Source organism: Thermopirellula anaerolimosa (assembly GCF_054657335.1).
This window is the reverse complement of sequence record NZ_BAAHYX010000004.1, coordinates 381,993-408,884: the sequence shown is the minus strand read 5'-3', so window position 1 is coordinate 408,884 and position 26,892 is coordinate 381,993. Positions and strand designations below refer to the sequence as shown.

19 protein-coding genes and 1 tRNA gene are annotated in these 26,892 nt (G+C 60.1%); 9 read left to right on the top strand and 11 right to left on the bottom strand.

Going from position 1 to position 26,892, the window contains the following annotated elements; translation table 11 throughout:
- Nucleotides 1-270: 270 nt before the first annotated feature.
- Nucleotides 271-1,785, bottom strand: a complete 1,515-nt coding sequence (locus ACYQ6J_RS02185; RefSeq protein ID WP_460182555.1) for a transglutaminase-like domain-containing protein — start codon at nt 1,783-1,785, stop codon at nt 271-273.
- Nucleotides 1,786-1,905: 120 nt separating this feature from the next.
- Complete coding sequence (locus ACYQ6J_RS02180) at nt 1,906-3,306, bottom strand: arylsulfatase (RefSeq protein ID WP_460182554.1); 1,401 nt, start codon at nt 3,304-3,306, stop codon at nt 1,906-1,908.
- Nucleotides 3,307-4,283: 977 nt separating this feature from the next.
- On the opposite strand from ACYQ6J_RS02180, the gene ACYQ6J_RS02175 reads away from it, so the two are divergent.
- Nucleotides 4,284-4,946: a hypothetical protein gene (locus ACYQ6J_RS02175; RefSeq protein WP_460182553.1), complete on the top strand. Its 663-nt coding sequence runs from the start codon at nt 4,284-4,286 to the stop codon at nt 4,944-4,946.
- Between the two features lie 185 nt (nt 4,947-5,131).
- On the opposite strand, the gene ACYQ6J_RS02170 is transcribed toward ACYQ6J_RS02175, so the two are convergent.
- Nucleotides 5,132-7,522: a VIT domain-containing protein gene (locus ACYQ6J_RS02170; protein WP_460182552.1), complete on the bottom strand. Its 2,391-nt coding sequence runs from the start codon at nt 7,520-7,522 to the stop codon at nt 5,132-5,134.
- A 769-nt stretch (nt 7,523-8,291) separates the two neighbouring features.
- On the opposite strand from ACYQ6J_RS02170, the gene ACYQ6J_RS02165 reads away from it, so the two are divergent.
- Both ACYQ6J_RS02165 and ACYQ6J_RS02160 read left to right on the top strand, forming a co-directional pair.
- Nucleotides 8,292-8,747, top strand: a complete 456-nt coding sequence (locus tag ACYQ6J_RS02165; protein WP_460182551.1) for a hypothetical protein — start codon at nt 8,292-8,294, stop codon at nt 8,745-8,747.
- Nucleotides 8,748-8,976: 229 nt separating this feature from the next.
- A complete protein-coding gene (locus tag ACYQ6J_RS02160) occupies nt 8,977-9,627 on the top strand; it encodes a hypothetical protein (protein WP_460182550.1) in 651 nt (216 codons plus the stop codon).
- A gap of 95 nt (nt 9,628-9,722) precedes the next feature.
- Here ACYQ6J_RS02160 and ACYQ6J_RS02155 read toward each other — a convergent pair whose 3' ends face one another.
- A complete protein-coding gene (locus ACYQ6J_RS02155; RefSeq protein WP_460182549.1) occupies nt 9,723-10,646 on the bottom strand; it encodes a sensor histidine kinase in 924 nt (307 codons plus the stop codon).
- Nucleotides 10,647-10,983: 337 nt separating this feature from the next.
- Between ACYQ6J_RS02155 and ACYQ6J_RS02150 the strand changes: the two genes are divergently transcribed.
- A complete protein-coding gene (locus tag ACYQ6J_RS02150; RefSeq protein WP_460182548.1) occupies nt 10,984-11,199 on the top strand; it encodes a hypothetical protein in 216 nt (71 codons plus the stop codon).
- 148 nt (nt 11,200-11,347) lie between these two features.
- Here ACYQ6J_RS02150 and nadD read toward each other — a convergent pair whose 3' ends face one another.
- Nucleotides 11,348-11,950 (bottom strand): nicotinate-nucleotide adenylyltransferase, encoded by a 603-nt coding sequence (gene nadD, locus ACYQ6J_RS02145; protein WP_460182547.1) that lies wholly within the window; start codon nt 11,948-11,950, stop codon nt 11,348-11,350.
- 333 nt (nt 11,951-12,283) lie between these two features.
- On the opposite strand from nadD, the gene priA reads away from it, so the two are divergent.
- The 3 genes from priA to rnhA all read left to right on the top strand — a co-directional run bounded on the left by priA (nt 12,284) and on the right by rnhA (nt 17,374).
- Nucleotides 12,284-14,629 carry a replication restart helicase PriA gene (priA, locus tag ACYQ6J_RS02140; RefSeq protein WP_460182546.1) on the top strand — a complete coding sequence of 782 codons (2,346 nt, stop codon included), beginning with the start codon at nt 12,284-12,286 and terminating at the stop codon, nt 14,627-14,629.
- A 257-nt stretch (nt 14,630-14,886) separates the two neighbouring features.
- Nucleotides 14,887-16,668 carry a HAMP domain-containing sensor histidine kinase gene (locus tag ACYQ6J_RS02135; RefSeq protein WP_460182545.1) on the top strand — a complete coding sequence of 594 codons (1,782 nt, stop codon included), beginning with the start codon at nt 14,887-14,889 and terminating at the stop codon, nt 16,666-16,668.
- A gap of 172 nt (nt 16,669-16,840) precedes the next feature.
- Nucleotides 16,841-17,374: a ribonuclease HI gene (gene rnhA / locus ACYQ6J_RS02130; protein ID WP_460182544.1), complete on the top strand. Its 534-nt coding sequence runs from the start codon at nt 16,841-16,843 to the stop codon at nt 17,372-17,374.
- A 92-nt stretch (nt 17,375-17,466) separates the two neighbouring features.
- On the opposite strand, the gene recG is transcribed toward rnhA, so the two are convergent.
- The 5 genes from recG to ubiE form a co-directional block, all read right to left on the bottom strand.
- Nucleotides 17,467-19,551, bottom strand: a complete 2,085-nt coding sequence (gene recG, locus ACYQ6J_RS02125; RefSeq protein ID WP_460182543.1) for an ATP-dependent DNA helicase RecG — start codon at nt 19,549-19,551, stop codon at nt 17,467-17,469.
- Between the two features lie 42 nt (nt 19,552-19,593).
- Entirely contained in the window at nt 19,594-20,754 is a 1,161-nt protein-coding gene (gene mqnE, locus ACYQ6J_RS02120; protein ID WP_460182542.1) for an aminofutalosine synthase MqnE, read from the bottom strand.
- A 53-nt stretch (nt 20,755-20,807) separates the two neighbouring features.
- Nucleotides 20,808-21,737 (bottom strand): UbiA-like polyprenyltransferase, encoded by a 930-nt coding sequence (locus tag ACYQ6J_RS02115; protein WP_460182541.1) that lies wholly within the window; start codon nt 21,735-21,737, stop codon nt 20,808-20,810.
- Between the two features lie 83 nt (nt 21,738-21,820).
- The gene (locus tag ACYQ6J_RS02110; RefSeq protein ID WP_460182540.1) at nt 21,821-22,516 is read right to left on the bottom strand and encodes a UbiX family flavin prenyltransferase; all 696 of its coding nucleotides are present in this window, start codon (nt 22,514-22,516) and stop codon (nt 21,821-21,823) included.
- Complete coding sequence (gene ubiE, locus ACYQ6J_RS02105; RefSeq protein ID WP_460182539.1) at nt 22,513-23,184, bottom strand: bifunctional demethylmenaquinone methyltransferase/2-methoxy-6-polyprenyl-1,4-benzoquinol methylase UbiE; 672 nt, start codon at nt 23,182-23,184, stop codon at nt 22,513-22,515. The genes ACYQ6J_RS02110 and ubiE overlap by 4 nt, the downstream gene beginning before the upstream one ends.
- Before the next feature lie 342 nt (nt 23,185-23,526).
- Between ubiE and ACYQ6J_RS02100 the strand changes: the two genes are divergently transcribed.
- Entirely contained in the window at nt 23,527-24,312 is a 786-nt protein-coding gene (locus tag ACYQ6J_RS02100) for a 2-phosphosulfolactate phosphatase (RefSeq protein WP_460182538.1), read from the top strand.
- 12 nt (nt 24,313-24,324) lie between these two features.
- Here the strand turns inward: ACYQ6J_RS02100 and ACYQ6J_RS02095 are convergent, their stop codons facing one another.
- Nucleotides 24,325-26,007: a SpoIIE family protein phosphatase gene (locus tag ACYQ6J_RS02095; RefSeq protein WP_460182537.1), complete on the bottom strand. Its 1,683-nt coding sequence runs from the start codon at nt 26,005-26,007 to the stop codon at nt 24,325-24,327.
- A 642-nt stretch (nt 26,008-26,649) separates the two neighbouring features.
- On the opposite strand from ACYQ6J_RS02095, the gene ACYQ6J_RS02090 reads away from it, so the two are divergent.
- Nucleotides 26,650-26,720 (top strand) — tRNA-Gln (locus ACYQ6J_RS02090).
- Nucleotides 26,721-26,892 lie beyond the last annotated feature (172 nt).

Sequence of the window (26,892 nt, the reverse complement as noted above, 5' to 3'; positions counted from 1 at the left end):
TAGTCTTGTGATGTCTCTCGATTCGCCCCGAAATGCCGCGTCATTCCGCCTCCGCCTAACGGCGATCGGGATATCCCGCGCGGTCTTGGAGTCCGCCGTTTTCTCTAATCGAATCGTAACTTGGCGATGGAATGCCGTCAACGAACGAAAACGCCGTCACCGAACGTGATGTTAACGCCTCTCGGCAGGCCGGGTTGCTGATCCGTCTCACCGCGGGTCGGCGACGGTCAACGCGGTGCGGAACAACGGAAAGCGCCGGGCATCTCGCGGCTATTCCACGCGGACGACTTCGATCTTGATGCGACCGATGACCTGCATGAGAGGGAGGAAATCGGTGAATGCAGCCGAAGAGCCTAGACTGCTACGCGTCAGCGTGATGTGTCCGACACCGACGCCGCCCGATCCGAGAGTGGCGTCCAGCGGAATCCAACAGCCCTCCAACCACACTTCGGTCCACATGTGATAGTAGAACGCACCTTCGTGGTACAAAAGCCCCATCGCAACGCGCGCCGGAAAGCCGCGCGCCCGTGCCAGCGCCGCCAAAAGAACGGCGTGTTCCGTGCAGTCGCCTTCGAGTTTACGGGCGGCATCCAGCGCCGTGCCGAACGCGTTGCGATAGTTGCGGTTGACCATCGCGCGATGGACGTAGGCCTCCATGGCCGCGATCTCCAGTCGGGGAGAGTCGGCCCGGGCCTCCGCGATCGCCGCCTCAGCCATGTCGCGAATTTCAGGGGCGTCGGACTGGATGTACGCATTCGGGTTTCGATCCTCGTCGGTCGCCGTTTCGCCGCAGTTTCGTGTTGCCGCCTCGCGCACGCGTCGAGCCTGGACTTCGATTTCCACGGTGTGATCGTCCAGTAAGCGGGCGGACTGTCGCGAATCGGTGAAGGACGGAATCTCGATTCCGCTGCCGGGAAAGATGACGCGATAGACCGCCGTACGGGCGGACGCAAGGTTTTCGGGCGCGGGCTTGACGGGGATGCGAATGTCATCCACCAGGTCCAACATGGCGGTCGGATCGGCCATCGCCCTGTCCTTGTCAGTCAGTTCCGACACCAGATTAAGAGCCTCGAGGCGCTGCCGCCGCACCAGGCCGGATGCGTCGCACCAAAGGACGGAGTTGAGGGGCGGAGCGCTTCCGATCTTGTTCGTAACGCGGATTCGCAGGAGGCGGATCGGACCGTCCGGCGTGGTCACCGATTCCCAATCCTCCGCCGCAAGCCGCGCTTCGCCGACTTCGTTGAGACCGGGTAAGAACAGGCTCAATGTTCGTTCCTCGCCGGGTTGCATGGGGCGACGCCACAAGTCGGCTTGGATGCCCAGCATGCCGCCGCAATGCGGCGGGATCGGCACCGTCGTGTTCACGGGACGACCTGCCGTTTCGATTTCCAAAAGCAATTGATCGTTTTCTCGTCGCCCCCGTTGGCGAGTCTGAAGCGGGCCTTGAATCATGTCGAGTTCAAAATCTTGCAGTTCTCCAGACGGCGTTTCCGTACTGCGGTATTTCATCACGATGTCGATCGTGGTACCGGAACGATTGATGGTGAGGCGGTTTTCGCCCTGGATTCGCCACAGGGTTCCCTCAGGCGTGGAGATCGGCTCGATGCTTTGGTGCTCGTAGCCGACGTGTCGGCCGAAGACCGATTGCATGTACCACAACTCGGCCTGCGGCGGAGTCTCGGAGGCGGGGTTCGCGGCGTTGGAGCGGTCCGGCGTACCGACAGCGAGAGGGTTCCCCGGGCGACAACTCATGGCGGCCAATGCCATCGCGAGCAGACCCGCCATGGCCGTTGTCCGAAAAATATTCGGCGCGGCTCGGGGCGGCGATTTTCCGATGATCGAGTGTGACCGAGGCGGCGACAATGAGTGCGACGGCGATTTCACTTTCAACAGTCTGCCTGTTCCCTAACGTGCGACCGCCGGGCGGGGTGGACGTCTCTTCTCTTGGAAGTCCCAGTACGGATGGTCGCGATGTTCCCGGCGCAAAATATCCTCGATGCTCGCCACGATGTCGGGGTGCGCCGAGGCAATGTCGGTCGTTTCCTTCGGATCGGTTTCCAGGTCGAACAGCATGAGCGGCCCATCCGGCTTTTGGTAGCAATTCAGGCGGATGCCTTTCCAGCGGCCCATGCGCACGGCTTGCTGGCCGCCATAGCCGTAGAATTCGTACAAGATGAACTCGTGTTGTTGCGGCGACTCTTGGCCGAGCAGGGTGGGAAGAAAGCTGATGCCGTCGCAATCCGACGGCCGGGGTTGGTGCGTCAGCTCCATCAGAGTCGGCAAAACGTCGTAGAAGATCCCGACTTGGTCGCTGACGCTGCCCGCTGGGACGCGACCCGGCCAACGGGCGATGAAGGGTACGCGCACGCCGCCTTCAAAGACGCTCCCCTTGAAACCTCGCCACGGGCGGTTACTGGCAAAGAACTGCGTGTCCGCGCCTCCGACGTCTTCCGGTGGACCGTTGTCCGAGGAGAACATGACGAGCGTGTCGTCGGCCAGTCCTAAGTCCTCTAAGGTTTCCATGATTCGGCCGACCTGGCGGTCTAAGTGGCTGATCATGGCCGCCAAGCACGCCCGAGGCGTACGGTGCGGCAAGTACCCCTTAGCTCCCAGGTAAGGCGTCTCGGGAAAACGGCCGAGGTATTCCGCCAAGGAGCTTTCCGGCACCTGGAGTGCGAGGTGGGGGATAGGCGACGCGAAATAGAGGAAAAACGGGCCATCGCGGTTGTCGCGAATGAAGCGGATCGCCTCGTCCAGCATGAAGTCTGGGGCATAGTCTTTCCCGGCGTATTGGGCAATGACGTGAGGATCCTGAGGATCGGCATCCGCGGGAAACTTTTGGTGAGCGGCAAAGGGTGGGTTGTCGAGCGTGATCCTTTCGGCGTTGCGGTAGAGATAGGTGGGATAGTAATTGTGGGCGTGACGCTGGCAGTTATAGCCGAAAAAGAGGTCGAATCCTTGACGGTTGGGATCGCCGCTGCTGCCGGGCGCGCCCAGTCCCCATTTGCCGATAGCTGCCGTTCGGTAACCTGCCATCTGAAGCAATTCGCCCAACGTGATTTCGTCCCCCGGTAGTGGCAACTGGCCCTCGGGCTGAACTTCGGAGTTGTCGCGGATGGCGGCATGACCCAAGTGCTTACCGGTCAACAGGACGCAACGTGAGGGCGCGCAGACCGGCGCCCCGCAATAGAACTGGGTAAAACGCATCCCTTCGGCAGCCAAGTGATCGATGTTCGGCGTGTGAATCTTCTCTTGGCCGTAGCAGCCCAAATCTCCGTAACCCAGATCGTCCGCAAGGATAAACACGATGTTTGGCGGTTTCTGATTGGAATTCGCCGGCGCGACGCCGCTTCTTTCGGCTACTTCAACCCGAGGACGCATCGTGGGTTCAGGGACGGATCGAGGAGCGGACGCATCAGCGGAGGCCGCGACGCCAGTCAAGCCGGCAAAAAGGCACAAGACGCTCAGCGTGAGAACGCAGGCGAGCGACTTCCAGGCGGCCAAACCGCTTTGGGCGACCGGTGAAGGAGTACGCTTGCCGGAAACGTCCGGCAACGCATGAATCGTTACGGTTGGTCGATATGGGGATCGTGAAGGGAGCGAAGCGAGTGAATCGGTCGCGGAGAACATGGCTCGATTCCGCAAAATCGGGGTCGCGGCTTACGCGGTGGCGATCTGATTTTGTTGTAGCAATTCACGATACGGGCTTCAACGTTACGGCGGGCGGACGGAAGCTTCGGATTCGGGGATGGTTCGGCGGCGGGAATACTTTGCGTGCGTGGCAGAGTCGCCGGAAAAAGAAAATCGCATCTCCGAGGATGGTATTCCGAGCGAGTTTTTTGTCGTTCCTTTGCTCACCGCATCGAATCCGGTGCTAGAGTAACACTAAGGAACGTGTGTGAATCACGGCGGTCGCGGTGTTGCCTGACCACGCATCCAAGCGGGTTTTCCCGTGCCCGTCGAACGGTACGGCGGCCGGAGACGCCGGTTGTGACGGTCGTTCCAGGATTTCGGGCGGCATGTCCGACGATGCGAAAATAATCGGCGCCTTTCAAAACCGTGACGTACCTTTGTTTAGAAGTGAGACCGACGCACGGTTGACCCAAGGATAGGCAAGCAGTCCTTCGGAACGTCGGCGGGAGAACATAGAAGTCGCAGTCCCCCGGTTAGTGGAGGAAGGGCCGAGCGGCGGCGCGAAACCGATTACCGGCAAGCTTACACATCGCAGGCAGCAGGACTTGAGAGCACCGATGGGCTTCCTGAAGAAATTCATCCGAAATGTCATGAGGGAAGGGGAAGCGGCGACCACCGCCGGCAGCTTCGAGAACCTCAGCGAAGAGGAACTAGAAGCCCACTTGCGGATTGCCCGGTACGGCAGCTTCGTGCTGACCGACGCCGTTCGCCCTTCCTACGATCTCCAGGTCGTGCCGTGCCAAGGGTTCCGGCACGACGTGTACCGGGATGAAGATAGCCGGACCTCGATACCGGTCCTGATGGCCTCCGTTTCCAAGGAGCAATTGTTTGACGTTTTTCTAGAGATGCTCGATCCCATGGGCACCGAAGTGGACGTCGTGCTGGAAACGAGCCACCATCGGGATCGCCCCGGCCATAACGACCTGTATCGCGAACACATCGATTTGCCGGTACTGAAGAGCACTCTTTGGGAATTTGAGGACCTGCTGTTGAACGACGGTTGCGCCGGAATCGCCGTTCTCAATCCGGACGTGCCGGTGGAGGTGCAGTTTGACGAGCACAAGCTGCTGATTGCCTATGGTTCGGATTTGCGACCGTTCGAGCGGATACTCAAAGCCCGCGGCATTCCATGCAATGAGCAGATTCGCTTCATCACCGAGGCCGAGCACGTGCACTCTTCGACCGACCAATATGCTCGGCGATTCGAGGAGCTGAAGACATGCTTGGGCATGGACGGCGGGTACTACGATTGACGCATCGCGGTGCTGCCGGCGGTCGCGTCCCATTCATGATGTCGCCGCAGCCGAGCCTATCCCCAAGGGTCAAGACGCGTTCGCATGTGGAACTAATGAAGGGCGGGCGGTGATGTTTTCGCACCGCCGCGTCCTTCTTCTTCGTTCGGTTCCGGGGAGTCCCGCTCCACGCGGATTCGGCTGCCCTACGGTTCGATTAGGACCGCCTCTTGGTCGACATTCAGTAATACCGGCTCATCGAAAACGAGGTATTGGCTGATCTGACGACCATACTTGCGAGCCAACTCGAAGTATTCGTCGCTGAATTGCTTGATGCGTCGCGGCGTCTGCTGCTGCCGTTCCGTGAGCGTGGAGTCGATCCACTGGCCTTGGCGTCGGTAGAACGTGCGGTTGCCGATCTGCCGCATGGTTTCGCCGGTAGCGGCCTGAGCCATCTCTCGGGCGGCAGGCGAAGGAACGGCTGCCTGAGCCGACGGCCTTGCCGGCGATCCGGCAAGACCGCCGCCGAATCCTCCCATGGCTCCGCCGGGGCCTGCGGGGGCGGCGGCGAGGTCCGGTATGGCAAACGCATAGGCTCCCGCCGCAGCATCGGCTCGGCCCATTTGCTGAAGGGCGGCCTTGGCCCTGCGCTGCGCAAAGCCGGCGGCACCCTCCGCCGCCTCCAGTTGGCGGAGTCTCTCCGCCGCACGGCGCGTGTTGGCTGCCGAGTCTTGGAGAGGGACGTTTTCGTCCGCGAAGAACGAGGTGTAGGGCGTGACGATACCGTGTTTCAGGGCCAGTTTCGTGAGTTCCTCGATCAACTCGTCGTTGCGCCCGTGCAGGTCGATCTCGTCGAGTAGGTCGCCCACTCGACGAATTGCCCAAACGCGTTCCACGAAGGCGGTCGATTCGTCGCCGGATCGGGACGTGAACTCGACGGGAAAGGTGAATCGTCGCTCTTCCCGGCCGATCCGCCCGCGGAGCACGACCTTGGCGGCGCCGGATCGCCGGTAGCGACCGGTCAGCACTAACTGCTCGCCGGCCGAAATGTCGAAAGGCGGGTTGGGATTGAGGCGATAGACGGGCGGGGGACCGGAGTCGCCGTCGAATTCCCACTCCAATTCCACGTCCGTTAGAACCGGGGCCTCGATCCGCCGGTACAACCGCGCTACATGATCTTCGATGGATTCATCCGGTCGAACATACGCGGTGTAACCGCGGCCGACCCGGGCGACTCGATCCAGCAGACGGCTATTCACGTCGTAGCCGACCCCGAATGTGTAGACCCGGGCCTTGACCTGGTTGGCCTTGCTCATGTTCTCCACGATCTGCATCTCATTGGTCACGCCGGTTGTGGGCAGACCGTCGGTCAGGAACAGGATATAGTTGGGGCGTTCCGCGTCCTGTAGTTGCGAAAGCGCGGTCCGCAACGCCGCGTCGATGTTGGTGCTTCCGCCCGCGACCAAACCCTCCGCGAAGGCCAATGCCTCGCGCCGAGTCTGATCGTTGTAACGTTGAAGCTCGGGACGAAACAACTCGACTTCGCTGTCGTAGGCCACGATGTTGAATAAGTCCCCCTCGCGAAGGTTTTGAATCACGAATTTCATCGCCTCGCGAAGTTGCTCGATCTTTTTGCCGCTCATGCTGCCGGAACGGTCGGCCACGAAAACGACCGTCTTGGGGATGGGGTCGTCTGCTTTGGGAATGGCCGGCGACACCAACAGCAGAAAGAATCCATCCTCTTCGTCCGGCGATTTGTAGCTCAGCAGGGTGGCGGCCAAGGGATCGCTCGAGACGTCGTACATGAGACGAAAATCGGTCAAGGGCACCGTGTCGCGGGCCGAGTATTCCACGGTGACCGACTTTTCGTCGAGTCGCTTGACCTGGGCGTCGTGGTTCGGGCAATAGATGTTCTTGATGGCGCGTTCGGCACGCAAGCTGAGTCGCACGGACAGTTCGCGCAGCGGCTTGGAGGTGTATTTCGCCGCGCTCAAGGGGAAAATGAAGTCCACCATGGATTCCTGTTTGCGGCACAGTTGCGTGTAGTGGATCGAGACGGTCCTCTTTTGGCCCGGGGGAATTGGAAAGACGCTCGTTTTGAACATGCCGGTCCCGACCCACTCCAGCAAAGCCGGATCGCGATTCCGCCGAACGATTTGCTCGTATTCCCGCCGGGCCTCGTCCGCTTTTAATAGCCGGGAGGGGATTTCCTTTCCGTCCACCATGAACGTCATGCGATCCACCGCGCCGTCATACGGCAGGGGAAACACGAAGGAGGCTTCCAGGATACGACTCCCGGTATTCAGGAATGTTTGAGCTACCTCGACCTGGGCCACTTGACGGTCGATTCTTCCTTGCACCGAGATGGAGTCCACGCTGTAACTGACCGCCGGCGGAGGAGGTGGCGGCGGAACCGGCGGACGCGGCGGCGGAGGGGGATAGGGCGGCCAAATGATGATGGGACGCGGCAGTCTCGCCCCATCATCCGAGATGATCAAAAATCCTTGTCCGCTCGCCGTGGACGCAGTCACAACCGCCGCGGCGACCGTCAACGGCACCAGCCATCGGAAGGCTTGACACCTTGGACTTCGGTTCATGACGCTACCTCCTTGAAACGACCTTTGCGGAAGAAGTGGAAGGGGCTGAATCGCCGTGTCGGAGTCTTGACTACCATGTCCAACAGACAGCCGTACCAATTTGCCGTGGAACGGGCGGAATTGCGGATTTTGCGGCAGAATCACGAAACCCATGCCATTAAGAGTGCGTCGCCGTGAGTCGCTTCTCCGGCTCTTTCAGAGGCTCAGGTACTCTCCACGTTGCGGATACGGAACCGGATTCCGCACGGAAGACCGGACGGGTCGGGAGCACGGCAAATAAGCTGGAATGAAGTTGTGCCCGAATTGCCTGCCGTCGCAACCTTAGACGACGCAACGGGGTGCGGAGTTCCCTTCACCGACGCACCGAATTCCGATAGGAACAGTCGGGCGGGGCGCGTCGGCAACTCGTAGGTATTGCTTCGTCGCGGTCGATCTTCTGCTGGAGGCGCCACAAGCACGACTCGAAAAGGCGATATCCGGTTGACCTTCCGTGCAAGCTTCGTATGCTTGTTGTGGGAGCGAGACAGTTGACGGTGTTATCCGGACCTCCGTTGCCGGCCCCACTGCGCCGGATTTTGGCAACGGACGCCACCCCGGGGATCGGCTTCAGATCAAAGAGCGGAACCGAGAACAAAACGGTCCGCTGAATGCTCAGGCAAAGCTGTGGAAAGGAGGTGGAAGAAACGACGAGGCGTGGCTTGCTATCTGAAACAGGTCGGTGATGGTGCCCAGTTGTTCCATACTTCTCACGTTTGCAAAGGAGAAGCCGATGGAGACGGCCAAGCAAGTTTCCGTACGGTTGATCAATAAGCCTGGGCGACTGGCCCAACTCTTGGATGCCATGGCGAAGGCCAAGGTGGGCTACCGAGCGTTAGTGGTCATGGATTCAGGGGATCGCGGCACGGTACGTTTTGTGCCTAAAGATGCCGATAAGGCCGCTGCCGTGCTGGCGAAGTTAAATCTACCGCACGAGTTGGCCGATGTCCTGCTGGTGGACGTGCCCAAGCAGCCCGGCGGCTTTCGCAAGATTTGTGAGCGATTGGCCGAACAGAGGCTGAACATCGACTACGCTTATCATTCTTTCGGCACGGAAACCGGCGCCAAAGGGGGCGGCGTCGCGGTAATCAAAGTGAACGATCTCAGCAAGGCCCAACGGGCGCTCTCGGCGAACGATACGGCGGGCAAACAAAAGACCTCCGTTCGCCGACCGGTTTACGCTCGTTAAGCACTTTCTAAAGGATTTAGCTTTATTCGAAGCGGTCTCGCGATTTCGGACCGCGAACCTCCGCGGCGCCGGAGTCTCCTCTTGCTGCACCACTGCTCGCGCGAATTGCCCTTGCTTCGAATGGGCAGTTTGGGGAAACTTCGCGCCGAGCATGATAACGGCTTGGGAATTCGGCCGGTCAATCGGTTGGTCGAAGACTTGAGCAAACAGCCGAACTTGGACGACGAGCGTGTTGGATCGGGGTCTGCGCGAAATCTTGTTGCTATGTGCCGTTTGCGCGGGCTGCACTCGCCCGTGGATGATCGATGCGCCGCCGCCGATCCTCACCCCGTACTATCCGAATCCGGTCTTTGTGCAGGCTCGCGATCCCCTCATATTGTGGGAAAACTTGGTCGATGTGGTGGACAATTATTTCGAAATCGCCTCGGAATCGCCGGTTCGCGATTTCGGCGGAGTCGTGACGGAAGGAAGGCTTGAGACTCGGCCAAAGATTGGAGCTACGTTGCTGGAACCGTGGCACCGGGATTCGGCGGATCGATATTCGCGTTTGGAGGCCACGTTGCAGACTGTTCGCCGGCGAGCGGAGATACGCGTCTCCCCGCGCGACGGCGGGTACTGGATCTCGGTGCAAGTATTCAAGGAGTTGGAGGACTTGGCCATGCCATCGGGGGCGACGGCATCTTCGGCCACCTTCCGCAACGATAGTTCTTTGAATCGGGTGGAGAGTCCGATCGGTGAAGCGGAAACTCATGCCGGGTGGATTCCGTTGGGACGCGACACCGCTTTGGAACAGCGGATCGTGGAAGAAATCGGCGGACGCTTCGGCGTTGCCGTAACGACTTCCGAATCCAGCGAGATCCCACCCCAAGTGGGAACATAGCGAACTTTGGGGGGGCAATATTGCCTCGTAAAGGATATCACAGCGCCGAAGTTGCCGTCGTGTGGGTGTGGGATATCGGGATCGTCCGGGGAGCGTCAGGTTTCACCGCATGACGAACGTGGCGATTGCGTGGGGCTGATCGAGCGACTGAATGGGGGGGCGGGTGCAGCGCGTCCGCTCGGTCGCAATTTCGGTTTTTCGTCGGGCGAGTCGGGAGATGATTCCGTCCCGGCGTCACGGGGAGCGTAGGTCGCCGCTTGCTTGGCGACGGGCAACCGGATGGTAAAGCAGGTGCCTTTTCCCAGCGCGCTCTCCACGCGAATACGTCCGTGATGGGCCTCGATGATGTCGCGACAGGCCGACAATCCCAGGCCGCTGCCGCCCTTGCCGCTGGCGTCGGGGCCTCTCTTGGTCGTGAAATACGGGTCGAAGATGCGGGGCAGCACTTCGGGCGGAATCCCCGTTCCGTAATCGCGAACCTGCAAGTCCACGGTTTGGGATTCCGGATCGTGCTTCAAGCGGATTGTCAGGCGACCTCCCCGCGGCATCGCCTGACGGGCGTTGACTAGGAGGTTGAGCAACACCTGCTGAATCTGGTTGCCGTCGGCCATGACGGGAGGAACGGCATCCATTTGCACCTCCACCCGCACATGATACTTGTTCATTTCCCGCTCCAGCAGCAGCAGCGTGTCCGTGAGCAACCGTCGAAGATCGGTGGGCTCGAGTTCTCCGGATCGGTTACGAGCCAATCCCAAAATCGTTTGAGTAATCCTGCTGCCGCGGTTGGCCGCGCTGATAATGGTTTCCAGGGCCTTCTCGCGGGTCGCGTCGTCCTTGTGCCGCAATCCGTGGCGTGCCCAATTCAGGATGGTGGTCAGGACGTTGTTGAATTCGTGCGTGGTGGTTCCGACCAATTCACCCAGCGCAGTCAATCGTTCCGCGCGTTGCAACCGCTCTTGCAAGATGCGGATTTGTTCTTCCAAACTGACGTCGGTCGTTTCGGGAGTTGTGTCTGCCACGGAGGATTCCTCGATGATGATCACAAATGTCGGCACGGGGCGCCGCGGCACTCCAAGACGGACACCGGGCGAAACAATTCGCAATCAGTGAGAGCTTGCTGATCTTTCCCAGAGTGCCGATATTCCCGGTACTTCGCGACGGGAACAATTCGGAACATTCTCTCTGGTTAATTGCCGCAAAATAATCGCGTCGGAGAGAGCTTTCAGCACCTAACTTTCGTATCGACGATTTCACCTTCTGCTCTCAACTTGCGAATGCTACAATCAGCAAGATTTGTCCGCACGCCGCAAATCCTTGCGTCGGATGGTCTGGGCAAAATGGAGTAGGAGTTCAAGGATGAACGCGGTCGACGCCGTAAGAGAATTGGTTGAATCGGCAAAAAGGATGGGCTACGAAGTTAGAGAGGAATGGCTCGGTGGGGCTGGATGTTCCGTTTGCCAATTGCGTGGAAAGTCCGTGGTTTTTGTCGACGCCGCTTGCTCGGCTCAGGAGCAATGGGAGCAATTGCGAGAGGTTTTGGGGCTGCGCGACGATTCCGTCCTCCGGACGTGATTCCCGGTAAGAATGGGCAACCCGGTGAGGTTTCGCCGGACTGTGCCGGGGTTCCGTGCGGAGTCGCTTGCTCGGCCTTGAGTGGAAAGAATGTGGCCGAGGGGTGCCCGGCCCTGGACTCGTCCGACCGTCGATTACCCGCGAAGGTTTACCGGTATAGCCCGTGAGTCGCAATATAGGCTTCGACCGCCCGGGGCACGCGGAAGCGAATGCTCTTGCCCTCCGCAACCCGAGCACGAATATCGGAAGACGAGATCCCTATGGCCGGCATTTCCACGCGGCAAATACGCCGCTCGGGATCCTCTTGCGGGAGCAGCGGCAGCAAGCAATGGGGATCGGGTTCCGGAATTCCCGGGCGGCAGACGGCAACCGGCGTCGCCAGGCGACATATCTCGCGAGGTTCTCGCCAGTGTGGCAGGTCGTGCCACATGTCGGCACCCATCATTAAAAAAAGTTCCGCTTCCGGCCAAGAATCGCGGAACCACCGGAGGGTGTCCACGGTGTAGCTCACCTCTTCGCGATCGATTTCGTACCGACACACCGCGAAGGCATCTTCACCGAATATCGCAAGTTCCAGCATGGCAAGACGATCTACGGCGGGGGATACCGCGGTCCCGCGTTTGTGTGGCGGTTTACCGGCGGGAACGAAAAAGACTTTATCTAGCGGAATCTGCTCGCGGCAACTCTCGGCCAGCAACAGGTGACCGAGATGTACCGGATCGAAGGTTCCGCCGTAGATGCCGATGCGCATGGGATATCGAGTCGAGCTAGGATGGCCGTGCAATGGTAGATGGCCGGTTTCGCTTTTCTCGCCGAACAGGCGGAGAATCCATATCCAGTTGGAAAAAGCGTAACGACCACGGTCGAAATCCGCGGGCGGGAAAGGCGAAGACGAGAATCACGCGGGTTTTGCCTGGTGCGCCGCGGTAAGGACGCTCAGAATAAGAGGGTGACACCGTCCGCCGAATCGGCCCGCAAGGCTATTGTATCGCCTCAGCGGACCGAGAAAATGCCCCTGCATTTGTATCCGTCGTCATCGACCTTTCGCCGCTAAGACGGAAGGGCGAAAGGGGAGTCGGCGCTCATGCCGAAGCAATCACCGTCGATCTCACCGGAACGACTCCGCCGCAACGACGACATGAAGGAACAACAAAGAACGCTTTTTGATGACGCGGTCACGGAGATGCCTTGGGACGACCCAGGCGAGTCTGCCGTGGCGTCAATCGTGTTTGGCAAAGGGGTGCGCGGCACCTTTCATTATCTGATACCGGAGGATTTGCTCGACGCCGTCGGTCCTGGAAAGCGGCTTGAAGTTCCCTTCGGTCGTGGTAATCGGACGCAGGTCGGGTACTGTGTGGAAGTGCTTTGGCAGCGCGTTTCCGGTCGACCGTTGAAAAGCGTCCGCCGCGTGCTGGATGAGCGTGCTCTGCTCTCTCCTGCCATGTTGCAATTGACGGCATGGATCGCCGACCGCTACCTGTGCGATTGGGGCCAGGTGTTGGATGCCGTGGTACCTGCCGGCGTTCGGCGGCAGGCCGGTTCCCGTTGGCGAATCTTTCTTCGCGCAGCAGTCGGCGAGGCCGATCTTGCGAGTCTCAAACTGACCGCGAAGCAACGGAAGGTCTTGGAGATACTGACGCGGGAAGACCGAAGTTGGGATCCGCGGGAGTTGGCGGCGGCCTCGGGGTGCAAGGAAGGCGTGCTGCAACCTCTGGTCCGTCGCGGTTGGGTGCGCAAGGAGTCGATTCGCGTACGAGATCAGGAATTGAAACCGGAGGTCTTTGCCCGGCAATCGCCCTTGGCTTTAACGGACGAGCAGCGTGCCGCCCGCGATGCCATCCTGGAGGTACTACGTTCCGGGAAACACGGGACGATATTGATCCAGGGAGTGACGGGCAGCGGAAAGACGGAGGTCTACGTCCAGGCCATCGAGGAGGTGGTTTCGTACGGTAGGCAGGCGGTGGTCTTGGTGCCGGAAATCAGCCTCACCCCGCAGACGCTGCATCGGTTTCGCTCGCGTTTTGCTCACGTGGCGGTTCTTCACAGTCACTTGACCGATGTGGAACGGGCGCGGCAGTGGGAATGGATTGCCTCGGGTCGCGTTCAGGTCGTCGTGGGAGCACGCAGCGCCGTCTTTGCCCCGACGCCGCACTTGGGGTTGATCGTCCTCGACGAGGAGCACGAGACCTCGTTCAAGCAGGAGGAAACGCCGCGTTACCACGCTCGGGACGTGGCCCTGCAACGAGCCATGCTGGAAAACATCCCCTTGGTTCTGGGGTCGGCAACGCCGTCGTTGGAAAGCTGGCACGGGGCGCAGTCGGGCAAATACCGATTGGTCAAACTTTCGCGGCGGATCGAGGATCGCCCCTTGCCGGCGGTACGCACCATCGACTTGCGCGCGCCGCGAGGCAAGCGGGGAGACAAGGGAGCAATTACGCGACGATTGGATGCCGCCGTGCGGGAAGCCTTGGCGCGAGGCGGACAGGTAATCCTGCTGCTGAACCGGCGCGGCTTCGCGACCCACATCCAGTGCGCTCGGTGCGGACATGTGGTGCGATGTCCCGATTGCGACATCGCCCTGACCCATCACCGATCGGACGCTGCGGTTGTGTGTCATTACTGCGACTATCGCGTACCCGCCCCGAGTTGCTGTCCCGAATGTCATTTCGATGGCATCCGCTTCAGCGGGTTGGGTACGGAGCGGTTGGAGGCCGAGATTCGTGCCCGATATCCGGGCGTGGCATGTTTGAGAATGGACGCCGATACGATGCGGAGTCGCGGGTCGCACGAAAAGGCGTTGGATGCCTTTCGCCGCGGTGAGGTTCGTATCCTACTGGGTACGCAAATGATCGCGAAAGGGTTGGATTTTCCCAACGTTACACTGGTGGGCGTGATCAACGCCGACACAGCGCTGCACTTTCCCGATTTCCGTGCCGCCGAACGAACCTTCCAGTTGGTCACGCAAGTGGCGGGACGGACGGGAAGGGGCGACCAGGGCGGCGAAGTGTGGGTGCAGACCTTCGATCCGGAAAACCCGGCTATTTTGGCGGCGGTCCGGCACGATTACGAGCAATTCGCCGGGTGGGAATTACCCAATCGGCAGTTGATGCACTATCCGCCGTTCGCGCAGGTTGTCCGATTCGTCGTTCAAGCGGTCCGCGAACAGTCGGCACGCTTGGCGGCCCAGAATCTTTCTGAACGGATTCGACAAGGGTGGTCGCAGGCGTCCGACGGAGAGGCGTTGTTTCGGCTGCTTGGTCCGGCGCCCGCCCCTTTGGCCAAGTTGCGGGGCAGGTTTCGCTATCACTTCCAGATTCAAACCTCGCACGGAGAACGCCTCCGAGAGGTAATCCGCGCGGTCATGAACGATGTGAAGTTGCCGGAGGAAATCGCGTGGACGGTGGATGTCGATCCGATCGATATGCTCTAACCATTCGTTCAACGCTTTGGGGTTAAGGTGGTGGGACGCGCTAGGGCGCCGGTCGGATGGCGGAGGCAGCCGCTTTTCGGGGGATGTGCCGACCGCTTATCATAGAGGGGCTTAGCGACGACTCGGGGAAATTCGTATTGCGCTTTTGGGAAGGGGACCGAGTTGCCTTTCGCTTCGCTGGGACGGGGTTGCGACATGCGGGACGTAAGTTGGATGCGATCGAATAATCCGTCGGGTAATGCGGGATCAGCCGGATCATGAGTCGCCGCCTGGATCGCGCTCTTATCGAAACCAGCTTGGAGGTCAAGTGCCTTGCCCTCTTCGGCTTGTTTCTCGTCTTGGTCATCGCGGTCAGCGTGCTGTTATATTGGCGGGTGACGGGCGAGGTGGTAACCCGGCAGAACCCGGATACGGCCCGTTTGCTCGTCGATCAGGTGATGCTGACCACGCACTATCGCGCGATGGAACCGCGAAAAGACTTCGTGGAGTACCTGACGGGCGTGATTCGTAATCGGGAATTGCAGGGTTACCGATGGCGCTTCGTCCGCCCTCCGGAACGGCGATTTCAGGAGACGGCGGAGGGAGGTCCGCCGCAAGACGCCTTGGAATCGGAACTGTTGCAGCGATTTGCCCGCTTGACGGACGAGGATCGCAAGCAAGAGGACGCGGTATTGTTTGCCGAGCGTTTGGTTGCCGGCGGACGGGAGTACCAATACTACCAACCGATCTGGGCCGAGCGCTCCTGCGTGGACTGCCATCGCCTGCTGGAAGGCGAGGGATATACGCCGGGGGCGACGAGCGCCGCCTCGGTTCCCATCCGCGAAGGCGACTTGATGGCGGTGTTGCAAGTGACGATCCCCAACGGTCCCACTCAGGCCGCAGTGATGAAGTACTGGAGCATGCTCCTGGCCGTGGCCATCATCACCACGTTTCTGGCGATGATTGCCTTTTATGTGACGATTCGCTACGTGATCGTCCGACCGTTGCGGCACCTGAGGGCGGTGAGTGAGGCCATCACGGAGGGCAACACGGCGCTGCGGGCCAGGATTCATACCCGAGATGAATTCGAATTGCTCGCGAATGCCTTCAACCGCATGTTGAGCCATTTGGTGGCGGTGCAGGACCAACTCCGCGATTTGAACGCCGAGTTGGACGCCAAGCTGGACGAGGTGGCGCAACTCAATATGCAACTGTACGAAATGAACCGGGTGAAAAGCGACTTCATGGCCACCATGAGCCACGAGTTGCGTACGCCGCTGAATAGTATTTTGGGCTTTAGCGAGGTACTCAGTTCCATCGAATCCCTGGATGAGAAGCAACGGCGGTACGTGCAGAACATCCAAAAGTCGGGACGGATGCTGTTGGAAATGATCAACAACATTCTCGATTTGGCCAAGATGGAGGCCGGGCGGATGGAGGTGCGACCTACGGAATTCGCCATCGAACTGGTCGTACATTCTCAATGCGACATGGCCAGGCCGCTGACCGAAAAGAAGAATATTGATCTGAGCGTGGACATTGAGCCGAACCTCCCCCCGATGTTTCAAGATCAGAATCGGGTGGCCCAGATTCTCAACAATCTGCTGTCCAATGCGATCAAGTTTACGCCGGAGGGCGGATCGATTCGCATCTCGGTGTATCCGGATCAGCAGGGTTGCATGGTCATGCGTGTCGCCGATACGGGCGTTGGGATCGCCGAGGAGGATCGTCAGATCATCTTCGAAAAGTTCCGGCAAGGTCGGACTGCCATGCCCGACGGAGACCCTTTGAAACGGGAATACCCAGGCTCCGGGTTGGGTCTCTCGATCGTGAAGGAGTTGTGCCGTTTATTGGGCGGCGAAGTGAGCGTGCAGAGCGAGTTGGGGCGGGGGAGCGTGTTTACGGTCCGACTGCCTTGGCGATTGGAACTTTCCCACCTCGAGGATCGATCGGTCGGAGACGAATTCTCCGATTTTTCGCGGATGCGATTCGATCGCGATCGTCCTGCGGCTTCGGATTCCGCCGTTCTGCGCCGCAGTACGACCGGCGGGGGCCGATGATGGCGGGATCGCTGCGAGTGGTTACGGCAGGGACGAAAGGGCGATGGCTATATACGGTCTGCGAGCCATCGCTGCTCGGCCTAATCCGAAGTAGACCGGCGCGAACGCAGACGGCAATCCGGTCAGCGGTTCCCGCAGCGGGAAGTTCTATACATGCGCAAGGTGCAAGCTTATGGACGGATCGAGGGCGGTCGAATCGAATGCAACGGCGCGGCGCAGGGAAGGCGGGCGGCCATCAGCGGCGAACTTGCCCCAGGTCGTCCTGTATTCCGACGGGGCTTGCTCGGGCAACCCGGGCCCGGGCGGTTGGGCCTTCATCCTGCGGCATCCCGCCAGCGGCAAGGAGTTGGTTCAGTCCGGTGCGGAACCGGAGACTACCAATAATCGCATGGAATTGATGGCCGTGATCCGCGGCCTGGAGGCGCTGCGACGGCGGAGTCGCGTGACCGTCGTTACCGACAGCCAGTACGTCGGAAAAGGGTTGTCGGAATGGCTGCCGGGGTGGCGTGCCAACGGATGGATGCGGAAAGAAAAAGGCAAGTTGGTTCCCGTCAAGAACGATGACCTATGGCGGCGCTTGGCCGAATTGTTGGACAAGCACGAAGTTGTATTTCAACACGTCTACGGCCACACCGGTCACGCCGAGAATGAACGCTGCGATCAATTGGCCGTGGAAGCCTATCGAAAGCTGATGCGAGGGGAATAGAAGGCATCGCGGGCGTCGCTTTTTCGCATGCGTGGAGAGCCTTCCGGTGGACGTCTCAGGTGGACGGCGGCTTGGATGGGCGCGGCCGAAAGCTACCCTACATCCCCCAAATCGAGCGTTTTCCCGTATCGCTTCAGAACCATTGCCCGCAACCGGGTGTGTTCCGGACGGCGCAAACCGGGATCGCTCTGCACCAATTGCCATGCGTCGCGGCGGGCTTCTTCCGCGATCGCGCGGTCGTGAAGAAGATCGGCGATGCGGAACGGCGGCAGGCCGTGTTGTCGGGTACCGAAAATCTCTCCCGGTCCCCGAATCGAAAAATCGATTTCAGCCAACTCGAAACCATCCGTCGTGCTGCGAAAGGCCTCCAAGCGACGTCGCGATTCCTCGGATGCGGCGTCCGTGAACACGCAGCAGTGGCCGACGGACTTCCCGCGCGAGACTCGGCCGCGCAGTTGGTGGAGTTGCGCCAACCCGAATCGTTCGGCGTTTTCGATGGTCATGATCGTGGCGTTGGGGATGTCGACGCCGACTTCGACCACGGAAGTGCAAACAAGGACGTCGATCTCATGGCGGCGGAAGCGTTGCATGACGGCGTCTTTTTCGTCGGCGGGCATGCGACCGTGGACCGTTGCCAAGCGAAAGTCTCGCAACTCTCCCTCTTGCAGTTCGCGGTAGGCCGTCTCCACGCTGCGGAGGGCGGCGGAATCGGCTTCCTCCACTAGGGGAACGACGACGTAACCCTGCCGACCCTGAAGCAGCTTGCGACGAAAGAACTCCCACCATTGGGCGCGTTGGTCGGGCGACGCTAAGTAAGTCTTGACCGGCTTTCTGCCGGGCGGAAGCTCGTTGATGACCGAAACGTCCAGGTCGCCGAACAGCGTCATGGTTAGGGTTCGCGGGATGGGGGTGGCGGTCATCACCAGGTAGTGCGGTTCTTTGCCGGCCTCTTTCAGAGCAGCCCTTTGTCGGACCCCGAATTTGTGTTGCTCGTCGATCACGACCAGACCGAGGCGGTGGAAACGGACGCCTTCCTGCACGACGGCTTGCGTGCCCACTACCAGGTCCAGTTCACCGGCGGCCAATCGCTCCAGCAATCGGGTTCGCTCGGCGGGGGGCAACCCGCCGACCAAAAGGGCGCGCCGCACGCGACTGTGGGACAACAAGCGATCCACGGTTTGAAAGTGCTGTCGCGCGAGGATTTCCGTCGGCGCCATCAGCACGGTTTGATGTTGATGAGCCACCGCAACCAGTACCGCATAGACGGCGACCACCGTCTTGCCGCTGCCCACGTCGCCCTGCAATAGGCGGTTCATGGGCACAGGGCGGGCCATGTCCGCCGTAATCTCCTCAATAGCCCGTTCTTGAGCAGGTGTCAGGGAAAAGGGGAGCAGACGGCGAATACGGGCATCGATCTTGGCCGTCCGCGGCAGGCAGGGCGCTGTGGCGGATTCCATTTGCCGCGCACGCCGTATCGCCAGAGCCAGTTGCAAGATGAACAGTTCTTGATAGACGAACCGGCGGCGTGCCTGTTCCGCCGTCGCCGGATCGGGTGGAAAATGAATCGTCCTTGCCGCTTCCGGCAAAGGCATCAAGTCGTGCGCCCCGCGAAATTCGTCGGGAAAAACGTCCTCCAAATAGTCGGCGTATTCGTTTACGACCCGTCGCACGATGCGGCGAAGTTCCCACTGTCGAATTCCCTCCGTCAAAGGATAAATCGGCAGTGGGGCAGTGCGAGGCGGTTCGTCGTCGGCCAGGATCTGGGCCTTGGGGTGAGCCATGACCCACATCATGCCCTTGTAACGGGCGCGGCCGGTCAACATCACGCGTTGACCGCGGCGAAACATGTCTTGCCGGTACGGTTGATCGAACCACAAGGCCCGCAGAAAGGATTGCCCGTCGCTGACGAGGACTCCTACCACCAATCGCCCGGCGGCGGAGGAACGGGCTTCGACCTCACGGATTTCGCCGATGACGGATTGCACGGCGTCTTCTTGCAATTGCGAGATTCGCCGAACTTCGCCCGGATTCTCATAGTCGCGAGGGAAAAAGAAGAGAACGTCGGCTACGGTACGGATATCCAGGCGCGCGAGAACGTCGGCACGGCGAGGACCAACGCCCGGCACGTACTGAATCGACTGCCTCAGTATCTCCGCGGCGCTCTTCTTTTCGGTCATGGAAATACGGCACCGTCGGTCGGAACACCGACGAAGCTTCCTTCAGCTTCCATGCGAATCGCGTTCGATTTCCCATTCTCGGCCGTTTCGGCGAACGCGGCGATACAGGCTGTCTCTTTCCACGGGTTCCCGGCCTGCTTCCCGGATCAGACCGCAAAGCTCGTCCACCGTCAATACCTCGGGGGCCTCGGAGCCTGCCTCGTGGTAGATGCTTTCTTGTCGAACCGTGCCGTCCAGGTCGTTGGCCCCGTAGGCCAGCGCCGTTTGCGCCACGCCCACCCCGAGCGAAATCCAGTAGGCCTTGATGTGGTCGAAGTTGTCCAGCAACAGGCGGGACACGGCGAGGGTTCTCAGATTGTCCATGGCGGAGGGTTTCGGCAAATGCGCCAGAGCGGTGGCGTGCGGATGGAAGGGCAGGGGGACGAAAGCCTGGAAACCGTCCGTCTCGTCTTGCAGCTCACGCAACCGCAACAGATGGTCGACGCGGTGCCGGGGTTCCTCGACGTGACCGAAAAGCATCGTTGCGTTGCTACGCAGGCCGAGGCGGTGTGCCGTGCGGTGGATCTCCAACCAAAGGTCGGCATCGGCCTTGCCCGCCGAAATCTTGGATCGCACTTCCGGATGAAAGATTTCGGCTCCGCCGCCCGGTAAGCTCCCGAGGCCGGCTTCCATCAATGTTTCGAGGACCTGGCCTGTGGATTGGCCGCTGATTCGGCTGAACCAGGCGATCTCGACCGCCGTCCATGCCTTGAGATGTAATTTGGGAAAAGCCTGGTGCAGAACTCGGAGGATTTCCACGTACCAGTCGAAGGGTTTATCCGGCGGTAGGCCCCCCACGATGTGCATTTCGGTGCAACCGGCATCCCAAGCCTCTTGTCCTCGCCGGAGAATCTCATCGAAGGACAAAAAGTAGCCCTCGGCATGGCCGTCGGGACGATAAAAAGCACAGAGTTTGCAGCGATATACGCACACATTGGTTGGGTTGAGATGACTATTGAGGTTGTAGAAAACGACCCGCCCGTGTTTTTCCCGGCAGCGCTGCGCCGCCAATTGTCCCACAACATGGAGCGAGGTTTCCGGCTGAAAGAGCAGTAGACCGTCTTCCGCCGACAAGCGTCGGCCTGCGGCGAGCTTGTCGTGAATGGCGTCCAGGCCGCGCTCAACAGCCGTATCGCGAATATCGTCCACCAAGGCGTAGTACATGAATTTCCTCTTTATGGATAAACCTGAATATTGTGCCTACCTCCGCGCAGGTATCACGTTAGAAAGATGTCGGCCGTGCCGACCGAAAACAGTCCAATGCTGATAACGGCGTTGGCCGCGAAAAAGGCTTGATTGAGCCGGCTCAGATCTTCCGGGCGAACGAGGACATGTTCGTACGCCAGGATCAGGCCGACGCCGATCAAACCGCAGCGATAAACAATGCCGAAGGGCGAGTAAATAAAAGCGAGAACCGCCAACACAGCCCAAAACAGGACGTGGCTCAGCGCCGAGACCCGAAGGGCCGCCGAAACGCCCAAACGAGCAGGCAGGCTATGCAGGCCGACGCGACGATCGAAATCGGTATCTTGGCAGGCATAAATGATGTCGAATCCCGTGACCCAAAAGACGACCGCCAGGCTGAGCAAGATCGGCGGCAAGGCGAACGTCCCGGCGATCGCAACGTAGGCCGCAAGCGGGGATAGCGCCAAGGCAAGGCCGAGCCAGATGTGCGAGGCCGAGGTGAATCGCTTGGCGAAGCTGTATCCCAACAGAAACAGCAGTACCGGCACGGCGGCCCAAATCGGCCACCGGTTCGGCAGGAATAGAAGCGTGGATGCGATAAAACCGAGCGACGAGACCGCGGTAAATGCCGCCACGGATGCCCGACTCAAAATGCCGCGCGGCAGATGCCGCCCTGCCGTGCGGGGATTTAAAGCATCGTAACGAGCGTCGGCCAGGCGATTGAAAGCCATGGCTGCGCTCCGCGCGAAGACCATGCACAGCAAAATGCCCGCCAAGTGTTGCAAGCGGAAAGGTACTTCAGCCCAGGCCATTGCGGCGCCCAGCAGCGCGAAAGGCAAGGCGAACAGCGTGTGGCTGAATCGAATCAGCTCGAAATAAAGCCGAATCTTCCTCGTTAATAGATTCGGGGCGACGATCTCGCCGTCTCCGATCTTGGCGAAAGGCATGACGAATCCGACCACCAATCTTGAGTCCTGATGACTACTCGATATATCGCTCGCAACGACACCCCCTAATATACCCCAGACCGTCACCGCGACGCCGTTTACGGGGCTTTGCCGCTCCAGCGCGAAATAAGCGCATTTTCGATTCCCAACTGATCGGCGATCCGGGCCACGATGAAGTCGATGAGATCGCGCACTCCCACCACCCCGTGATAAAAGCCCGGCATAGCCGGCAGCACAACGGCGCCGTATTCCGACGCCATCAGCATGTTTCGTAAATGCGCTGTGGACAGCGGCGTCTCGCGCGGCACAACGATCAGTTTCCGCCGTTCTTTTAGGTGAACTTCGGCCGCACGATGAATCAAGTTCGTTCCTCCGCCGTGGACGATGTTAGCCAGCGTGCTCATCGAGCAGGGGCAAATCACCATCCCGTCCGTCAAGAAGGAGCCGCTTGCGATCGGCGCCGTGAGGCGGCGGAAATGGTAATAGTGCAGTGTGCCGGGTTCGCCGGTGGCGACCGACAAGACGTTGCTCGATTCGCTGGACAATCCCGCCAGAGAACGCACCAATTGCAGCTTGGAGTCTTCAAGGGCGTGGGTGTCGCCCAGCAGCAGCATGTTGGGTTGGAAGTCTTCGAGATTGACGGAAAGGTCCAACTCCTCTTCCAGTACCGTGGCCCCCGCTCCGCTAATGGTCAAGTGGACGTCGCAGGCGGCAGAGAGCAAGACTTCAATCAGCCGAACGGCGTACACGACGCCGCTGCCGCCGGTGATCGCCACCACGATTTGCCGTTTCATTTGGTCCCCAGATACAGCGTCGCAATACCGAAGGTCATGGGAAATGCTTTTGCGTCGCGGAGTCCCGCGGCGGTCATCCTTTGCAAGAGGGCGCTCCCCTGCGGGAATTCCTCCACGCTGGCGGGCAAGTAATTGTAGGCCGAGTGCCGATTCCGAGCCAACGTCTGCCCGATCCGCGGTAGGACGTGATGAAAATACCAGCGATACAGTGTGCCGATGAAGGGAACTCTGGGCAGGGTGAACTCCAAGACCATCACGCGCCCGCCCGGACGACACACCCGAGCCATCTCGCGGAGACCGCGATCGGTATCGGCAACGTTTCGCAGGCCGAACGCCACCGAAACCAGACTGAACGCGTCGTCGGGGAAAGGCAAATTCAAGGCGTCGGCCTCGACAAAGCGAATGGAGCTTCCTCGCAATCGGGCGGCTTTTTCTTTCCCGATGATCAGCATGGGACGGCAGAAGTCCGACGCGACGATCGCGATGCCTTTGCGGTGAGCACGTTGAAAGGCCAATGCGAGGTCTCCCGTCCCGCAACAAACATCCAGGATCGGCCCTCCCGCGGGATCTCCCGCCAAACGGACCGCCTTTCGCCGCCAGCGGATATCGATGCCCAAGGAAAGAAGATGGTTAAGGAAATCGTACCGCGGGGCGATTTCCGCAAACATCGTTCGAATCCGTGAGGACTGCTTGTCGACCGACGGCGGTTGCGATGCGGGCGTCGCAACTTCGCCCGAAGTTTGAGGTGGAATCGAACTTGTGCGATCCGGATCGATCGATTCACTCACGGCAATCGTGGTCTCACTCGGGGTGGTATTCAAGAGATTCTTTCACTACCATGGGGACACTATGCCGAAGGTGCCGTGTGGATCGGCAACCCCTCGGTTTTTCGGTCGGTGAGGGCGCACACGTGCGTCGCGGCGGGAACCGGCTTGCAGCGGTTTTCCGCGGCCCCGGCCTCGCCCGGACGAGTTCTTTCTACTTCCCACTTCCAGCGATTGTCCGCGAACATGCAACCCAAAATCTTCGTTCACGCTTTGCCCCGCCTTGTGGAACCGGAGGAGTTGACGGTCGGCACGGTCGTGGTGATCGATGTCCTCCGGGCCACGACTTCCATTGTGCATGCCTTCGGCGCCGGGGCAAAGGCCGTCTACCCCTGCGAAGAAGTAGCGGAGGCCGAGGCAATTGCCGCGGAACTGAGGAAATCCAGGCCCGGCGAGTCGGTCCTTCTTGCCGGGGAACGGAACTGTTTGCCCATCGACGGCTTTGATTTGGGGAATTCGCCGTCGGAATTCTCCGAGACGCGCGTGGCCGACGCATGGATTCTTTTTACTACGACGAACGGAACCGCAGCGTTCAAGCGATGCCGCGAAGCGGAAGTGGTCCTGGTGGGGGCCTTCGTCAACGCATCCGCCGTATTCCGCCAATTGGTCGCGGAACGCTCCATCGTGCACTTGCTATGCAGCGGGACGGACGGCGAATACGGACGCGATGACACCCTTTTCGCCGGTTTTTTGGTCGATCGTCTGGAACGGGCAGGCGGCCTGCGCTACGAACTGAACGCCCAAGCATTGACTGCAAGGGAGAACTGGCGAGCGGCCTTCGCCGAACCGTACGCACTCGGCGCCGAACCGATTCCCCAGGACCTTTTGGCGCAGGAATTGAGCAAGAGCACGGCGGCACAAAAGCTGGTCGCCGCGAAATTAGAAAGAGACATCCTCGACGCCGCAGTTTTCGATCGCTTCGACTGCGTGCCCCGCTACCGCCGCGAAACCGGATGGATTACTCGGACATAAAGGCACAAGCAATTAGCGGCTCAGGGCGGTCTTCCGGTTCATGAGGACCATGCAGATGTCGTCCATCTGTTCGTGATGTCCCGTGAACTGCTGGACTGCCGCCATGAGCATCTTGCCTGCCTCCTCGGCACATGGCGGGGCCTTGGCCAATACCTCCAAAATGCGATCCTGTCCGAAGAACTCTTCGCGGACGTTCATCGCATCCGGAAGGCCGTCCGTATACAAGAGAAGCAGGTCTCCCTCTTGCACGGCAACGGTTTCGGCGGCGTACTTCGTCGCCACATCGATTCCCAAGGGAGGTCCCGCAATCTTCTCGCCGACGACGGTCACGGAGCCATCCGCCCGGCGGAGAAACCCGGGGCAGTGGCCCGCATTCACAAAGGTTACGCGGTGAGCGACGGGGTCGAGCACGGCCAACAGAAGCGTGATAAACCGATCCTCCCAGCGACTGACGCAGAAAGCTCGATTCAGTTTGGCCATGGCCTCGGTGGGGGATGTTTCGCTGGCCAGGCAATAACGGATTTCGGCCGAAAGCTTCGCCATCAGCAGCGCCGCGGCGATTCCCTTGCCGGAGACGTCCCCCAGTGCCACCGCCAGGCGGTTGGCCGGCAGGGTGATGTAATCGAAGTAGTCGCCTCCGACTTCGTGAGCGGGATCGTAAAGGTCAAAGAAATAATAGCCCGGCACCTCCGGCGGCGAAGAGGGCAAGAATCCTTGCTGCACCTTGTGCGCCAGAGAAAGCTCTCGACGCAGCACCTCTTCCCGCAAAGAGGCCTCATGCAGTAAGGCGTTTTCCAGGGCCACGGCGGCCTGACCCGCCGCGGCAGCCAGCACTTCCAAATCCTCGGGCGTAAACCGCAATTTGCGATCGCTGGTATCGATTTGGATCGCGCCCAACACCGTGCCGTCGCTCGTGATTAGCGGGGCGCACATCATCGAGTGGATCGGAAAGTCGGCGATGCTCTGGCTCAAATCGAATCGGGAATCGGTCGCAGCGTCCGCCGACAGGATCGCTTGCTTGCTTTCCATCACCGCTTGAATGATGGTCTTGCTCATGCGGACTTCGCCGGCGTTCGGGCGACGCGAGTGGACGACCCGCGGCATCAACCGCCCTGTGCGAGGGTCCTTCAACACGACGAACCCGCGATCCGCTTGTAGAAAGACGTTAAACAGGCTCTTGAGAATCCTCGCCAAAACTTCGTCGGGCGAGACGGCTTGACCGAGGTTCTGGCTGATCTCCAAGAGTGCGCGAAGTTTCGCCTCGGGATTGACCCGCAGTCGCACCCCCGCCGCACCCGAGGACACGTCCAATTTGGACATCACCGTGGAGGCGGATCGCAGAACGGCCTCATCGTCTACCCAAGCCGCCCGGGTGGCGCCCTCCTCGTCCAACGCTTCTCCCGTTGCGGGATCGCTGAACTCGAACAACAGATCGCACATCCGTATGTGATCCCCGTCCCGGAGGGGTTGTCGACCGATCACCCGTTGGTCGTTGAGATAGGTGCCGTTACGGCTGTTCAAATCCTCCAGGTAATATCCGCTTTCGTTCCTGATGATGCGGGCGTGTTGGCGACTGACGGCGCCGACCTCCAAGACGATGTCGCAGTTCGGGTGGCGTCCCAGGATCGTACAATCCTTGACCAGTGGGTACACCGCTTCCTGAGCCGCGCCTTGAATCAGCCTGAGTTGCGCCATTTGTCAAGTAGCCTAGAGTGCCGGGTCGGCCACGTAGGATTACAAGGCAACCCTTTGAGAGTATATGCAAGTCACCGCCCGCGTGGAGAGCCTTGCCGCCGCCTCGCCCTAATGACCTGACGCTCGGCCGTGACCGTTTTCGGTCTTGCGCGGTTCCACGCGCCCGATCTGCCGCCATTATAGTCACAAATCGCTGTCCCAAGAACGGTATTCGATTTCGAGATACCCGTTCCATTCGGTCTGCGCGACTGGGTCCGATGAGGCGTTGTTCCGTCTACCCGCAGATGGATGGATGCACCTCGCCGCGATGCTTGAAAAGGCGGCAGGGAAACACGGCAGGGAAACAATGTGCAAGCGTGAGCGATTTGACGCCGAAAGGCCGGCCCATGCTCGCTGGGGCGTATCGACCACGTTGCGACGCTCCGACCGCGACGCCTGCTCTTGACGCTCGGCGCGGCAGGGAATATGTTAACCAATCAGGAACGTGGTGGCTGATTGCCATCAGGGACGTCGGGACTGCGAAATCGGCAGCAAGGCCTTGGAAGTTGGTAAAGAGGCCCTCCGGGCGGTGGCTGGAAAACCACTGACAAGACGTCTGCCAGACGCAGTTAGGTTTTTGCGGTCCGTGGCCCGCGATATTTTTGGGGTATGGTGTAACGGCAGCACGGCTGACTCTGGATCAGCTAGTCTAGGTTCGAATCCTAGTACCCCAGTTTGGCAGGCGACCGAGTGTGATCGCGTAGATTGTTGCGCCGACCGGTGGTTCCCGGCCGCGCGTTGTTTTTCCGGCCTGCTTCTCAAAACGTCCGGCTTTTCTTAAGGTCGGTTTCGGGCTGGGGAATCTCAAGAGCGTTTTGGCGAGCTTCCTGATTGCTCTTGCCTTCG

Coding starts and splice junctions, on each gene's coding strand:
- ACYQ6J_RS02185 (WP_460182555.1), bottom strand. CDS start 1,785: ATGGCGGGTCTGCTCGCGATGGCATTGGCCGCCATGAGTTGTCGCCCG.
- ACYQ6J_RS02175 (WP_460182553.1), top strand. CDS start 4,284: ATGAGGGAAGGGGAAGCGGCGACCACCGCCGGCAGCTTCGAGAACCTC.
- ACYQ6J_RS02170 (WP_460182552.1), bottom strand. CDS start 7,522: ATGAACCGAAGTCCAAGGTGTCAAGCCTTCCGATGGCTGGTGCCGTTG.
- ACYQ6J_RS02165 (WP_460182551.1), top strand. CDS start 8,292: ATGGAGACGGCCAAGCAAGTTTCCGTACGGTTGATCAATAAGCCTGGG.
- ACYQ6J_RS02150 (WP_460182548.1), top strand. CDS start 10,984: ATGAACGCGGTCGACGCCGTAAGAGAATTGGTTGAATCGGCAAAAAGG.
- nadD (WP_460182547.1), bottom strand. CDS start 11,950: ATGCGCATCGGCATCTACGGCGGAACCTTCGATCCGGTACATCTCGGT.
- priA (WP_460182546.1), top strand. CDS start 12,284: ATGCCGAAGCAATCACCGTCGATCTCACCGGAACGACTCCGCCGCAAC.
- ACYQ6J_RS02135 (WP_460182545.1), top strand. CDS start 14,887: ATGAGTCGCCGCCTGGATCGCGCTCTTATCGAAACCAGCTTGGAGGTC.
- rnhA (WP_460182544.1), top strand. CDS start 16,841: ATGGACGGATCGAGGGCGGTCGAATCGAATGCAACGGCGCGGCGCAGG.
- recG (WP_460182543.1), bottom strand. CDS start 19,551: ATGACCGAAAAGAAGAGCGCCGCGGAGATACTGAGGCAGTCGATTCAG.
- mqnE (WP_460182542.1), bottom strand. CDS start 20,754: ATGTACTACGCCTTGGTGGACGATATTCGCGATACGGCTGTTGAGCGC.
- ACYQ6J_RS02110 (WP_460182540.1), bottom strand. CDS start 22,516: ATGAAACGGCAAATCGTGGTGGCGATCACCGGCGGCAGCGGCGTCGTG.
- ubiE (WP_460182539.1), bottom strand. CDS start 23,184: ATGTTTGCGGAAATCGCCCCGCGGTACGATTTCCTTAACCATCTTCTT.
- ACYQ6J_RS02100 (WP_460182538.1), top strand. CDS start 23,527: ATGCAACCCAAAATCTTCGTTCACGCTTTGCCCCGCCTTGTGGAACCG.
- ACYQ6J_RS02095 (WP_460182537.1), bottom strand. CDS start 26,007: ATGGCGCAACTCAGGCTGATTCAAGGCGCGGCTCAGGAAGCGGTGTAC.